We start from the raw sequence: 14,009 nt of genomic DNA, 5'->3' as shown, positions 1-14,009 counted from the left end.
TCGTGCAGAGAGACCTGAGATATGCCCGACCTGCTTCTCGAACTGTTCTCCGAAGAAATCCCCGCGCGCATGCAGGCCAAGGCGGCCGAGGATCTGCGCCGCATGGTCACCGACAAGCTGGTCGCCGAGGGCCTGGTCTATGAGGGCGCCAAGGCGTTTGCGACGCCGCGGCGGCTGGCGCTGACCGTGCATGGCATTCCGGCGCGGCAGGCAGACCTGAAGGAGGAACGCAAGGGCCCGCGCGTCGGCGGACCCGATGCCGCGATCCAGGGCTTCCTGAAAGCGACCGGCCTGTCCTCGCTCGAGGAGGCGACGATCCAGCGCGATCCGAAGAAGGGCGACTTCTACGTCGCGCTGATCGAGAAGCCGGGCCGCGCCACGCTCGATGTGCTCGCCGAGATGCTGCCGGTCATCGTGCGCACTTTCCCCTGGCCGAAATCGATGCGCTGGGGCAAGCGCTCGGAAAAGCCGGGTGCGCTGAACTGGGTGCGGCCGCTGCATGCGATCACCGCGACCTTCGGTCTCGAAACCGAGGAGCCCGATGTCGTCAGCTTCGCCGTCGACGGCATCGAAGCCGGGCAGACCACCTATGGCCACCGCTTCATGGCGCCCGCGCCGTTCCAGGTGCGCCGCTTCGAGGACTATGAGGCCAAGCTGCTCGACGCCAAGGTCGTGCTCGATCCGCAGCGCCGGAAGGACACCATCGTCACCGACGCCAAACAGCTCGCGTTTGCGCAAGGCTATGAGCTGGTCGAGGACCCTGTCCTGCTCGATGAGGTCTCAGGCCTCGTCGAATGGCCCGTGGTGCTGATGGGCTCGTTCGATCCGGAGTACCTGAAGGTCCCCGGCGAGGTGATCCGCGCCACCATCCGCAACAACCAGAAATGCTTCGTGGTGCGCGACCCCAAGACGGGAGGCTTGGCGCCGAAATTCATCCTGACCGCCAACATCGAGGCGACCGACGGCGGCAAGACCATCATCGCCGGCAATGAGCGCGTCATCCGCGCCCGGCTGTCGGACGCGAAGTTCTTCTATGAGACGGACCTCAAGACCAAGCTCGAGGACCGGCTGCCGAAATTCGAGCAGATCGTGTTCCACGAGAAGCTCGGGACGCAGGCGGAGCGGATTAAGCGGATTGAACAGCTCGCAACGGAAATCAGTGAGGTTATCAGAGCGGACGACATAAAGGTCAAACGAGCTGCGAAACTTGCGAAAGCAGACCTGCTTACCGAGGTGGTTGGCGAGTTTCCGGAAGTGCAGGGCCTGATGGGCAAGTACTACGCGCTCGCCCAGGGCGAGGACGCCTCAGTCGCCGCGGCTTGCGAGGAGCACTACAAGCCTCAGGGACCAGCCGATCGGGTGCCAACCGATCCCGTCAGCGTCGCGGTGGCGCTCGCCGACAAGCTGGACACGCTAGTCGGTTTTTGGGGGCACGATGAAAAGCCGACGGGAAGCAAGGATCCGTTCGCACTTCGGCGGGCTGCGCTCGGCATTATTCGGCTCGTGACCTCAAACAATATTCAATTGCCTCTGCTCCGATTCATTCACGTTGCCTGGCAAGGATATGCAGCAAGCCATGCAGGAGTCATTGGTCAATCGGACAAGTTTGCCGCCGATCTTCTCTCCTTCTTCGCAGACCGCCTCAAGGTCCAGCTGCGTGAGCAGGGTGCGCGGCACGATCTCGTCGACGCGGTGTTCGCGCTCGGCGGCCAGGACGATCTCCTGATGGTCGTGCGCCGGGTCGAGGCGCTCGGAAAGTTCCTCGATACCGACGACGGCAAGAACCTGCTTGCTGGCACCAAGCGCGCCTCCAACATCCTCGCCATCGAGGAGAAGAAGGACAAGCGCAAGTTCGACGGCGCGCCGGATGCTGCGCTCTACAGGCTCGACGAGGAGAAGGCGCTGGCCAAGGCGATCGGCAAAGTTGCGGCTGACGCCGGCGCTGCCGTCGCCAAGGAGGACTTTGCCGCGGCGATGCGCGCGATGGCCAAGCTGCGTCCGGCGGTCGACGCGTTCTTCGACAAGGTCAAGGTCAACGACGACGATCCGGCCATCCGCGAGAACCGGCTGAAGCTCCTGAACGAGATCCGCAGCGCCACGCGCGCGGTGGCCGACTTCTCCAAGATCGAAGGCTGAGTTCGCAGACTGTCGCGGGGGCCATGACCGGAGAAACTGTCTGCGTGGCCCCTGGATCGCGTCGCTGGCGCTCGCGATGACGGCGGTGCGAGCGAACAGCGTCCGAAAAAAAGTAAGCCCCGCCCGGCGGGGGGGACCGGGCAGGGCCTTTACATCTGGCCGCTTGCGGGGGCGTTGGCGACCAAATGCAGCTCGATAACTATTCAACCACCTGAATGATCCGTCGCGATCGCGGTTCGACCAGAACAGTTTCGCCGTTCACCACCGTGTAGCGATAAGGTGTCGCACCGAAACGCTGCGGAACGTCGTAATATGTAACACCGGACTCCGGCAGAATGGTCCCAACAACCACGCGATCGGGGATCACATAGTTGGGAACACGCTCCCGCACGACATATTCGCGGAATTCCGGACGCCGCTCGACGGTGATGACAGGCGCGTCCTCCTCGACGACGACGCGCCCCACGGTGGTGGATTGCGCCTCGGCCGCCACCGGAATCACGAGTGCGGCCACGAGGCCTGCAAGGGTGAGATGGGTTCGCATGGACGGAGCTCCTCGCTGTTGATCCGCTGACTCTCGAGGCCGGCACAGGCCGGCACCTGCCTCCCAATGCCATCGGCCGCGCATCGGTCCGCGCCGGCGGGACCCAGGCCGGAGGCATTGTCCCGGCAGTTCCCGACGGCGGGGAACCGGAACCGGTCCTGTTGCGTCTCCTATTCCGCCACGATGAGCCGGGATAAAGTCCGGCCGCCTCGAATCGCTCACCTCATCCTTCCATCAATTCAGAGTTCGCCTATGACCCTGACCGTTGCCCATATCTCGCCGATCATGTCCGTGATCGCCGGCGTGCTCATCCTGATCATGCCGCGGCTGTTGAACCTGATCGTCGCGATCTTCCTCATCCTGAACGGCCTGATCGGCATGGGCCTTCTGAAGTGGCTCCATTTCTAGTCTCCCGGCCCTCTCGTCCCAAGTTTGGGAACCTCTGTGCTTGCGCCGCAGCGCCCAAAGTGGTGTAAGGCGCGCGATTTCTCCTCCCCATTTGCGGATCGAACCATCTCATGGCCAAAGCGGTAGCGAAGTCTAAGAAAGTTACAGCGAAATCAAAGCCTTCCAAGCCGGGCAAGGCGAAGGCTGCTCCGCTCGCTCCGCCGCGCAAGGCGCTGAAGACGGCGCCGAAGCCGGCGGCCAAGGCCCCCGCCAAGGTTGCTGCTAAGGCCGCGCCCAAAGCCCCGGTGAAAACAGCTCCGAAGAAGCCGGCCAAAACAGCCGCCAAGCCGGGGGCCAAGTCCGTTGCCAAGCCTGCCAAAGCCTCGGTTGCGAAGCCTGCGGCCAAGAGCGCGGCGACCGCGATCAAGCCGAACAAGTGGGTCTATACCTTCGGTGACGGCAAGGCCGAGGGCAAAGCCGGCCTGCGCGACCTGCTCGGCGGCAAGGGCGCCAATCTCGCCGAGATGGCCAATCTCGGCCTGCCGGTGCCTCCGGGCTTCACCATTCCGACCTCGGTCTGCACCTACTTCTACGCCAATGACAAGACCTATCCGAAGGAGCTGCAGGCACAAGTCGACAAGGCGCTCGACTACATCGGCAAGCTCACCGGCAAGACGTTCGGCGATCCGGAAAACCCGCTGCTGGTCTCGGTGCGCTCCGGCGCCCGCGCCTCGATGCCGGGCATGATGGACACCGTGCTCAACCTCGGCCTCAACGACCAGACGGTGGAGGCGCTGGCACAGCTGTCCGGCGACCGCCGCTTCGCCTTCGACAGCTACCGCCGCTTCATCACGATGTATTCGGATGTGGTGCTCGGCTTCGAGCACCATCATTTCGAGGACATCCTCGACAGCTTCAAGGACAGCCAGGGCTATCAGCTCGACACCGATCTCTCGTCCGAGGACTGGGAGATGCTGGTCGGCAAGTACAAGGAAGCCGTCGCGCACGAGACGGGCAAGGAGTTCCCGCAGGATCCGCATGACCAGCTGTGGGGCGCGATCGGCGCGGTGTTCTCATCCTGGATGAACGCGCGCGCGGTAACCTATCGCAAGCTGCACGACATTCCGGAGTCCTGGGGCACGGCCGTCAACGTGCAGGCGATGGTGTTCGGCAACATGGGTGACACCTCGGCCACCGGCGTCGCCTTCACCCGCAATCCCTCGACGGGCGAGAGCAAGCTGTATGGCGAGTTCCTGATCAATGCCCAGGGCGAGGACGTCGTCGCTGGCATCCGCACCCCGCAGGACATCACCGAGGACGCGCGCATCGAGTCCGGCTCCGACCGGGCTTCGATGGAAGTCGCGATGCCCGAGGCGTTCAAGGAACTGACCCGCATCTACACGCTGCTCGAGAAGCACTACCGTGACATGCAGGACATGGAGTTCACGGTCGAGCGCGGCAAGCTGTGGATGCTGCAGACCCGCAGCGGCAAGCGCACCGCCAAGGCGGCGCTGCGCATCGCCGTCGAGCTCGCCAATGAAGGCCTGATCTCGGAGAACGACGCCGTGCTGCGAGTCGATCCGGCCTCGCTCGATCAGCTCCTGCATCCGACCATCGATCCCGCCGCCAAGCGCGACGTGGTCGCCACGGGCCTGCCGGCCTCGCCGGGCGCGGCCTCGGGTGAGATCGTGTTCTCCTCGGACGAGGCGACCAAGCTGCAGGCCGATGGCCGCAAGGTCATCCTGGTCCGTATCGAGACCTCGCCGGAGGACATCCATGGCATGCACGCCGCGGAAGGCATCCTGACGACGCGCGGCGGCATGACCTCGCATGCGGCGGTGGTCGCGCGCGGCATGGGCAAGCCCTGTGTGTCCGGCTGCGGCACCATCCGCGTCGACTACGGCCGGGGCACGATGAGCATCGGCGGGCGCACCTTCAAGACCGGCGACGTCATCACCATCGACGGCTCTGTCGGCCAGGTGCTCGCGGGACGCATGCCGATGATCGAGCCGGAGCTGTCCGGCGAGTTCGGCACGCTGATGGGCTGGGCGGACGCCGTGCGCGAGACCGGCGTGCGCGTCAATGCCGACACGCCGGAGGATGCGCGCACCGCGATCAAGTTCGGCGCCGAGGGCATCGGCCTGTGCCGCACCGAGCACATGTTCTTCGAGGAGACGCGCATCCGCACGGTGCGCGAGATGATCCTCTCCGAGGAGGAGCAGGAGCGCCGCGCCGCACTCGCCAAGCTGTTGCCGATGCAGCGCGCTGACTTCGTCGAGCTGTTCGAGATCATGAAGGGTCTGCCGGTCACGATCCGCCTGCTCGATCCGCCGCTGCACGAGTTCCTGCCGCACACCCAGGCCGAGGTGGAGGAGGTCGCGCGCGCGATGAACACCGATCCGCGCCGGCTTGCCGATCGCGCCCGCGAGCTGTCGGAGTTCAATCCGATGCTCGGCTTCCGCGGCTGCCGTCTTGCGATCGCCTATCCGGAGATCGCCGAGATGCAGGCGCGCGCGATCTTCGAGGCGGCGGTCGAGGCCGAGAAGCGTACCGGCGAGGCTGTCGGCCTCGAAGTGATGGTGCCGCTGATCGCCACCAAGGCCGAGTTCGATCTGGTCAAGGCGCGCATCGATGCGATGGCGCAGGCCGTCATCCGCGAGACCGGCGCCAAGCTGGAGTATCAGGTCGGCACCATGATCGAGCTGCCGCGTGCAGCCCTGATGGCGGGCCAGATCGCCGAGGCCGCCGAGTTCTTCTCGTTCGGCACCAACGATCTGACGCAGACCACCTACGGCATCAGCCGCGACGACGCCGGCAGCTTCCTCGGCGCCTATGTCGCCAAGGGCATCCTGGAGATCGATCCGTTCATCTCGATCGATCGCGACGGCGTCGGCGAGCTGGTCAAGATCGGCGTCGAGCGCGGCCGCGCCACGCGGCCCAACCTCAAGGTCGGCATCTGCGGCGAGCATGGCGGCGATCCGGCCTCGGTCGCGTTCTGCCACAAGATCGGCATGAACTACGTGTCGTGCTCGCCCTATCGCGTGCCGATCGCCCGCCTCGCCGCCGCGCAGTCGGCGCTCGGCAAGGAGATCGCCAGCCAGGCGTAAGCCTGCTGCAACCGAACTGATCTGATGAAGGCCGGCAGATGTTGCCGGCCTTTTTCGTTTGAGGACCTGAGCTTGTCGATGCGGTGCGCGTCAGTGGATCGAGACGGTGGCTCGCCCCCACTGCCGTCATTCCGGGGCATTCGCGCGCAAATTGGCGCAGCCATTTTGAAGCAGCGCGAATGCGCCCGGACTCCATGGCCACGAACGGTCATTGTTGCGAAGACGAGCGCCGCGCACATCTCGCGTCTCATAGCGGCCTGTGGCCATGGATTCCGGGCTCGCGCTGCGCGCGCCCCGGAATGACGAGGAGCGAGCCTGCTTGGATCGATCGCAGCTCGATGTCTTAGATACCGCCGGCAGGAACCTCCGCTTCATATGCGGTTGATTTTCATTCACCGCCTTCGTTGACCGAATGTTCACTGCTCTTGTCGATGCGCCATTTACCACGCGCATCGATCACATCACGCTGTGCGACTTCACTGCTTGCATGTTTCGATCTTGCAACGCGGGTTAACTCCTCAGCAACCTAAACCCGATACGAAGATGACGGATCGAATTGCACGGAAGCACTGTCGTTCGGTCGAGTGAGTAGCGTAGCGTTGCGTTGAGCGTATCGATGGTAGTTCTGCGTCCCGGTCCGAAGGGCGCGCGGTTTGCGTCCTTCGGACTCGGTCTCTGCGTCTTCGCTCTGATGCCGACAGAGACCGGGTATCAAGATATCGCTTCCCTGCTCGCCCGCCAGCCAGGCGTCGCCGAGCGCTGGCAGAAGCGTGTTTTCTCGGCCGCTGCCTCGGTGCAGCTCGCCACCTACAGCTTTGGTCGTCCGATTGGAACCTCGGCGCCGCAGGCGTGGAGCATCCGCCTGGCAAGCCTGGACGGTCGGGATTTCGACATCACCGGCTCGACGCCGCGCAATCCGGCGCTGCAGGTCCCGCCGCGCTATCAGGCATCTGATTTTCCGAAAGTCGACCGCACGCTGAAAGGCGATCGCCTCGTCGTGCGCCCTCCGTCTCAGCCGCAGCCATCGTCGGTGCCGACCGAGGCCGCCGAACCGGCTCCCGCGCCGCTCGAGCCCGCGCCGGCGATGTCGCCTGCGCCGACGGATTCGAATTCGTCGGTGTTCGGCGCGAAGACCACTGAAGCGCCGGTGGTGCCGCTGCCGGCGCCGCGCGCTGCACTCGATCCCGAATTGCAGGAAGCTTTGAGCGCCCCGCCGCTCGCGCAATATGAGTCGGCGAAACCCGAGATCCAGCCCTCGGCTGAGCTCAAGCCCGCGACGGATGCAGCGGCCGTCGACAGCGCCGTCAGCTATGACGGCCTCACTATCAAGACCTCCAACCTCTATTTCGGCACGTCATCGCTGGGCGGTGAGGCTGGAACCATGGAGACCTGGCAGCCCGGCGAGGCGCCCTTGATCGTCATGCCGGATCCGGACCTCAAATCGATGGCGGTGCTGTCGTACCCGGTAGGCGAGAGCGCCAAGACCGGGGATGGCGGCGAGAGCATCGCGGCCAAGGGCGAGGTCAACACCGACAATCAGCGGGCGCGGACGCCGGCCGAGCGGCTGGGACTCACCGATGAGAAGTCACGCTTCAAATCGGAAAAGTGCCTGGCCGAGGCGGTCTATTTCGAATCCCGCGGCGAGGCTGTGCGTGGCCAGATCGCGGTCGCACAGGTGGTGTTGAACCGCGCCTTCTCCGGTTATTATCCGACCACGGTGTGCGGCGTCGTCTACCAGAACAAATACCGCCACTTCGCCTGCCAGTTCACATTCGCCTGCGATAACACCGCCGACGTGATCCGCGAGCCCGAAATGTGGGAGCGCGCCAAGAAGATCGCTACGGCCATGCTCGACGGACAGATCTGGCTGCCGGAAGTGGGCAAGTCGACCCACTATCACGCCTACTGGGTGCGGCCGTCCTGGGTTGCCGAGATGAAGCGCATGTACAAGTTCGGCGTCCACACCTTCTACCGGCCGAAGAAATGGGGCGACGGCAGCGACGCGCCGAGCTGGGGCACGCCGCAGCAGACGGCGGCCATTTCGGCCGAGCTGGCAGGGGCCGCCAAGAGCGAAGCCGAGATCAATCCGAACTGGACGCGGCGATAACAGCGCACGGCGTCTCGCGCTATGCGCTCAGCGGCCGCGGCAGCCGTGCCGACGGGCGATCGGCGAGCTGGTCGGCAATCTCGCGCGCGGCGGCCAAAGTCGTCATCGTGCGCTGTGCGAAGCTTGGATTCTCCGCAGGGCAATCGGCGCGGCAATGCGCCCCGCGACTCTCGCGCCGGCTCCAGGCCGCCGTCGCGATCAGCAGCGCCGCTGTGGCCATGTTGCGCAGCGTCGAGTTGCAGCCGTCACGCTCGAGCCTGGCAATGACGGCGATGGCATCGGCCAGCCGTTCCTCGTCGCGGATCACGCCGACCTGGCTGGTCATGATCTCGCGCAACGTGCCCTCGGTGAGCGTGGGGGCGGCGCCGCCCGGCTCGGCGAAGGCGATGCTCTGCAGGTTCGATGCGGGGGCGAAGGTTCGACCGGAGATGTCCGCGGCGATCCGGTTGGCGAAGACAAGCGCGGCGAGTACCGCGTTTCCGGCGATATGGTTGGCGCCGTCCGTCGCGGTCGCGGCAACCTCGCCCGCAGCCCACAGGCCCTCGATCGAGCTGCGGCCGCAGGCATCGATCGCGATGCCGCCCATGTGAAAATGCGCTGCCGGCGCCACCGGAATCGGCTGCCGGGTCGGATCCAGGCCGCGCGCGACACAGGCTCGATGGAGGATGGGGTAGCGCGCAGCGACATCGTCGTCGAGCACGTCGCGGGCATCGAGGAAGGCGCCGCGACCGGCCGAGATCTCGGCCATGATGCCGCGCGCGACGGTGTCCCGCGGAGCAAGATCCACCAGGGGATGTCGCGGCAGCATGAAACGCTGACCGCGCCGATTGACGAGGATCGCGCCGGCGCCGCGCAGGCTCTCGGTGACAACAGGTGCGGGATCCCTGCCGCCTGTCATCGCCGTCGGGTGAAACTGGACGAATTCAGGATCGGCGATGATGGCCCCGGCGCGCGCGGCAATCGCCATGCCGATGCCGTTGGCATGGGATGGATTGGTCGTGGTGGCGAACAGATGGCCGATGCCGCCGGTCGCGAGCACGACGGCGCCCGCTGCGATCAGCAGGGGCGCGGCAGATCCGTCCTCAGAGCTGCGCAATTTCAGGCCGCGCACGACGCCGTGTTCCGTCAGCAGCGCATCGACGACATGGTTCTCGATCACGCGGATCGAGGGCGTCGCGCGCACGGCGTTGGTCAGGGCCGTCACGATCGCCTGCCCGGTGAAGTCGCCGCGGACGCTCAGGATGCGTCGCACGGAGTGGGCCGCCGCGCGGGACGTCGCCAACTCCCCCTTGTGATCGCGATCGAACGCGACGCCGAGCCGGATCAGATCCTCGATCCGCGCCGCCGCATCAGTGGCGAGCTCCAGCGCCGCAGCCGCCTCCACCAGGCCACCCCCAGCCGCGATCATGTCGGCGGCGTGAGCTTGCCGACTGTCGTCGGCCGAAATGGCCGCCGCGATGTCGGCCTGCATGGTTGAGCCGAAGGAGTCCTCGCCGAGCGTCATTGCAGAGATCAGCGTGACAGGCTGCGGCGCGAGCCTCAGGGCGCAGAACAGTCCGGCAATGCCGGCTCCGACGATCACGACATGGCCGGACGTCTCGATCTGGTGGTGGTTCATCTGCTATCCAATTCCACATTCCGAGCATATGTCTACGGCGCGACTTGTTAGTTCTTCTTCAGGGACTTCCTTCGTTGTTTAGCGGTGTTTGGTGACAAATCGCGGCTGTTCTGAAAGTCACTCCCGCGGAGGCTGAAATGCCGTCGCTCACTCGCGTGAAAGGATGTTCGAGCGGTCGAACACATCATCTGTGAGACTCTCAAACGGAACTTGTTTCGCTGACCTTGTGCTCTGTCGGCATCTGCCACCTCGCCATCTGCCACTATTTTTTCATGGCTGGGTTCCGCTTTTGGACTTGGGATTTCAATGCAGATGCATTAATCCGTGAGCAGCGAACCGGACAACACGGCGCGCGTCAGGAGGACACCCATGTCGATTCAGGCAGGCGATCTCGCGGCCTCCCGTGCCGCCGGCTGGCGAACGCCGCTCGTCATCATCGTTTGCGGCTGCGCCATCGCGCTCCTGAGCTTCGGTCCGCGTTCGAGCCTGGGCTTCTTCGTGCAGCCGATGAGCCGCGAATTCGCCTGGGGCCGCGACGTGTTCGCGCTGGCGGTCGCCGTGCAGAACCTGCTGTGGGGGCTCGGCCAGCCGCTTGCCGGCGCCATCGCCGATCGTTTTGGCGTCATGCGCGTGATCTGCGTCGGCGCGCTGCTCTATGCTGGCGGCCTGCTGATGATGCGCTATTCCACCTCGCCGCTGTCGCTCAACATCGGCGCCGGTGTGCTCGTCGGCTTCGGCCTGTCGGGTTGCTCGTTCAATCTCATTCTGTCGGCCTTCAGCAAGCTGCTGCCGCCGGAGCGGCGCGGTGTGGCGCTCGGCGCCGGCACGGCCGCGGGCTCGCTCGGCCAGTTCCTGTTCGCCCCGTTCGGCGTCGCGCTGATCGATCAGTTCGGCTGGCAGAGCGCGCTGATGGTGTTCGCGACCTTGATGCTATTCATCGTGCCGCTGTCGCTCGCGGTCGCGACGCCGCCGGCCGCAGAGGCCAAGCCGACGGATGCCGAGCAGCAGTCGTTCACGACGGCGCTGATGGAAGCGTTCGGCCACCGTTCCTACGTGCTGCTGGTGCTCGGCTTCTTCACCTGCGGCTTCCAGCTCGCCTTCATCACCGTGCACCTGCCGGCGTTCCTGGTCGACCGCGGCCTGTCCGCACAGGTCGGCGGCTGGGTGATCGCAGCGATCGGCCTGTTCAACATCATCGGCTCGCTCAGCGTAGGCTGGCTGCAGAGCCGGCTGCCGAAGCGCTATATTCTGTCCTTCATCTATTTCACGCGGGCGCTGGCGACACTCGCCTTCATCTCGTTCCCGGTCACGCCGGCCACCGCGATCGCCTTCGGCGCGGTCTCGGGGCTGGCCTGGCTCTCCACGGTGCCGCCGACCTCATCGCTGGTCGCGATCATGTTCGGCACCCGCTGGCTCGCCACGCTGTATGGCTTTGCGTTCGTCAGCCACCAGGTCGGTGGCTTCCTCGGCGTCTGGCTCGGCGGCATCGTGTTCGAGCGCTATGGCTCATATACCCCGATCTGGTGGCTCTCCATCCTGTTCGGCGTGCTGTCGGCGCTGATCAACCTGCCGATTGTCGAGAAGCCGGTGGCGCGGGCCGTGCCCGCGACCTGAGTTGCGCTGCCGATCCGATCGGCTAAACATGGCGTGAGACGCAAAGAAAGCGCAGGGAGTGCCGCTGTGGGAACGTTCAAGGCGATCCGGATCGACAAGGCCGACAAGGGGACGACAGCCACGCTGACGCAGTTCGACGAAGCGGAACTGATGGACGGCGACGTCACCGTGAAGGTCGAATGGTCGACGCTGAACTACAAGGACGGGCTGGCGCTGACCGGCAAGGCGCCGGTGGTCCGCCGCTTCCCGATGATCGCGGGCATCGATTTCGCAGGGAAGGTCGAGCAATCGTCGCATCCGCAATGGAAGCCCGGCGATGCGGTGATCTGTACCGGCTGGGGCATGGGCGAGACGCATCTCGGCGCCTATGCCGAAAAGGCCAGGGTCAAGGGAGACTGGCTGGTCGGCCTGCCTCAGGGCCTCTCGGCGCGCGATGCGATGGCGATTGGCACGGCCGGCTTCACGGCGATGCTCGCAGTCCTGGCCCTCGAGAAGCATGGGCTGACACCGGCGAGCGGCCCGGTGGTCGTGACCGGCGCGGCCGGCGGCGTCGGCTCGGTGGCGACGGCGGTGCTCGCCAAGCTCGGCTACCATGTGATCGCTTCGACCGGACGCTTAGCTGAAGCCGACTATCTGAAGTCGCTGGGTGCGGCGGAAATCATCGACCGCAAAGAATTGTCCGGGCCGGCCAAGCCGCTGGCCAAGGAGCGCTGGGCAGGGGGCATCGACAGCGTCGGCTCCAACACGCTCGCCAACCTGCTCTCGATGACCCGATATGGCGGCGCCATTGCCGCCTGCGGTCTGGCGGCCGGGATGGATCTGCCGTCCTCGGTCGCTCCGTTCATTCTGCGCGGCGTGTGCCTTCTGGGCATCGATTCGGTGATGTGCCCGCTGCCGGCCCGGAAAGCGGCCTGGTCGCGCCTGGCTGCCGATTTGGATCGCGCAAAACTATCTGAAATCACTCATGAAATCGCTTTGGGTCAGGTCGCCGCGCTGGGGCCGCAGATCCTCGCCGGCCAGGTCCGCGGCCGCACGGTGGTAAGAATATCCTGAGGTTGTTCAGACTTTTCAAACCATGCTGCTCCATTGTTGCCATGGTTGGTATGGTAAGCATGGGGTAAAGATACCGCCTTACCCGCTGCGTGGGGTTAAGTGGAGTTTGATGCATGCTCGGGCGTTTTTTGCTGGGGACCGTGACGGCCGGAGCCGTGGTCGCTCCTGCGATCGCGGGATCGATGACGGCGGATGAGGCGCGGAAATTCGTCGCCGGGAAGGTGTTCGCCTTCACCTGTGTCGATGGGACCCGCGGTGCAGGACGGATTCTCGACGATATGGGGGCTGCCGGTGCGGTGCAGTTCTCGGGCTCGGGCCCGGTCCGTCACATCCGTCTGCCCGGCAACACGCTGCAGATCCGCGGACAGAATGTCTGTGCGTCGATCAAGGGCATGCCGTTCGAGCCCTGCTTCAACCTGGACAAGAAGGATGAGCGCAGCTTCCGTGGGTCTGTCTCCGGTCTCGGCGCCTTTGCCTATTGCGACTTCCAGCACCAGGGCGGCGCCACGATGCTGATGGCGCGTGCCGTGGCGCGGCCGCGTGCGACGCGTGCCGCAGCGCCTTCTGCCGATCCGTCGCACACCGAGGTGGCGGCGCGCGTCGAGACGCCGCGCGTGGAGCGCAGCAAGGTGGAACCCGTGAAGGCGGAGCCTGCGAAGGCCGAAGCGAAATCCGAGAGCGCAAAATCCGACGTCGCGCCGGAGCTTCGTCGTTCGACTGATTAGTTGTTCGCTCGGCGATCATTCAAGACGCCGGGCCCGATTAACTTAAAGCAACATTTCTCCTGGTGACCGCACGCTAGTGGTCATTGCGCCGTAGTCGTACGGACGGCTAGATTCATGCCTCGGTAGCGACTCACGATGCAGTTTGCGGCCGGGGGGTGGCCCACAGAAAGGGTCGGTTATGTCGCTTTATTTCTTCCGTATCAGCCAGGGTCGTTATTCCGGCGCGGCTGATCAGCCTTACGAATTTGCCAATCGGGAATCGGCCTGGAAAGAGCTGACCGCGGTCTGCTCCGATCTGATTGGTGGCATCTCGCGCACGCTGCAGCAGGGGACAGAGTGGCAGATGGAACTGCTCGACGAATCCAAGCAGCCGGTATTTCGAATCCGTCTGGTTTCGGAAGCGGTCAGCTGAGTTTCGGCCGCGCCATCGCGCCGTGTGGGCAACTCCGATTGCCCTGCGCTGATTGCAGATTGTTTCGGGGTCCTGAGAGCGCTCGATGTCATTACGTCGGGCCGAAGGTTCTCAAGCTCTCGCCCTGACCTGAAAGGCGTTCCATGCCTTCGGGCCGCGGCCGTGTCAGCCAGCTCCTGGACGGCCTCTTGCTCATCGCCTTGCTCCGCTGAACCTGGGCCGGCATCGGCGATGCAGGATCATGATGCCTGCACTTTTGGCGTGATGTTGCACAAAATACATGCACTGGTAGTAACTCGCTTTTAA

At 64.9% G+C, this 14,009-nt stretch carries 10 protein-coding genes; 8 read left to right on the top strand and 2 right to left on the bottom strand.

The genetic code is table 11. The features are described 5' to 3' along the window. Window positions 1-21: 21 nt before the first annotated feature. A complete protein-coding gene (gene glyS, locus ACVIJ6_RS00865) occupies window positions 22-2,136 on the top strand; it encodes a glycine--tRNA ligase subunit beta (protein ID WP_456771072.1) in 2,115 nt (704 codons plus the stop codon). 199 nt (window positions 2,137-2,335) lie between these two features. Here the strand turns inward: glyS and ACVIJ6_RS00860 are convergent, their stop codons facing one another. Beyond that, entirely contained in the window at window positions 2,336-2,680 is a 345-nt protein-coding gene (locus ACVIJ6_RS00860; RefSeq protein ID WP_456771071.1) for a DUF1236 domain-containing protein, read from the bottom strand. A gap of 252 nt (window positions 2,681-2,932) precedes the next feature. Here ACVIJ6_RS00860 and ACVIJ6_RS00855 point away from each other — a divergent pair, with 252 nt between their 5' ends. The 3 genes from ACVIJ6_RS00855 (at window position 2,933) to ACVIJ6_RS00845 (ending at window position 8,281) form a co-directional block, all read left to right on the top strand. Then, window positions 2,933-3,088 (top strand): DUF3096 domain-containing protein, encoded by a 156-nt coding sequence (locus ACVIJ6_RS00855; RefSeq protein ID WP_012042558.1) that lies wholly within the window; start codon window positions 2,933-2,935, stop codon window positions 3,086-3,088. A 110-nt stretch (window positions 3,089-3,198) separates the two neighbouring features. Continuing rightward, window positions 3,199-6,174, top strand: coding sequence for a pyruvate, phosphate dikinase (gene ppdK / locus ACVIJ6_RS00850; protein WP_456771070.1), 2,976 nt, complete (start codon window positions 3,199-3,201; stop codon window positions 6,172-6,174). 616 nt (window positions 6,175-6,790) lie between these two features. Further along, complete coding sequence (locus tag ACVIJ6_RS00845; RefSeq protein ID WP_456771069.1) at window positions 6,791-8,281, top strand: cell wall hydrolase; 1,491 nt, start codon at window positions 6,791-6,793, stop codon at window positions 8,279-8,281. Window positions 8,282-8,300: 19 nt separating this feature from the next. On the opposite strand, the gene ACVIJ6_RS00840 is transcribed toward ACVIJ6_RS00845, so the two are convergent. Then, window positions 8,301-9,899: an L-aspartate oxidase gene (locus ACVIJ6_RS00840; RefSeq protein ID WP_456771068.1), complete on the bottom strand. Its 1,599-nt coding sequence runs from the start codon at window positions 9,897-9,899 to the stop codon at window positions 8,301-8,303. 369 nt (window positions 9,900-10,268) lie between these two features. Between ACVIJ6_RS00840 and ACVIJ6_RS00835 the strand changes: the two genes are divergently transcribed. The 4 genes from ACVIJ6_RS00835 (at window position 10,269) to ACVIJ6_RS00820 (ending at window position 13,703) form a co-directional block, all read left to right on the top strand. After that, window positions 10,269-11,513 (top strand): MFS transporter, encoded by a 1,245-nt coding sequence (locus ACVIJ6_RS00835; RefSeq protein ID WP_456771067.1) that lies wholly within the window; start codon window positions 10,269-10,271, stop codon window positions 11,511-11,513. Window positions 11,514-11,579: 66 nt separating this feature from the next. Next, window positions 11,580-12,566, top strand: coding sequence for an acrylyl-CoA reductase (NADPH) (acuI, locus tag ACVIJ6_RS00830; RefSeq protein ID WP_456771066.1), 987 nt, complete (start codon window positions 11,580-11,582; stop codon window positions 12,564-12,566). A gap of 113 nt (window positions 12,567-12,679) precedes the next feature. Next, window positions 12,680-13,291 (top strand): hypothetical protein, encoded by a 612-nt coding sequence (locus ACVIJ6_RS00825; protein ID WP_456771065.1) that lies wholly within the window; start codon window positions 12,680-12,682, stop codon window positions 13,289-13,291. Between the two features lie 178 nt (window positions 13,292-13,469). After that, window positions 13,470-13,703 carry a DUF6894 family protein gene (locus tag ACVIJ6_RS00820; RefSeq protein WP_012042565.1) on the top strand — a complete coding sequence of 78 codons (234 nt, stop codon included), beginning with the start codon at window positions 13,470-13,472 and terminating at the stop codon, window positions 13,701-13,703. The last annotated feature ends 306 nt before the right edge of the window (window positions 13,704-14,009 follow it).

This window comes from Bradyrhizobium sp. USDA 4369 (assembly GCF_054056435.1).
This window is presented reverse-complemented; position numbering and strand designations above follow the sequence as displayed.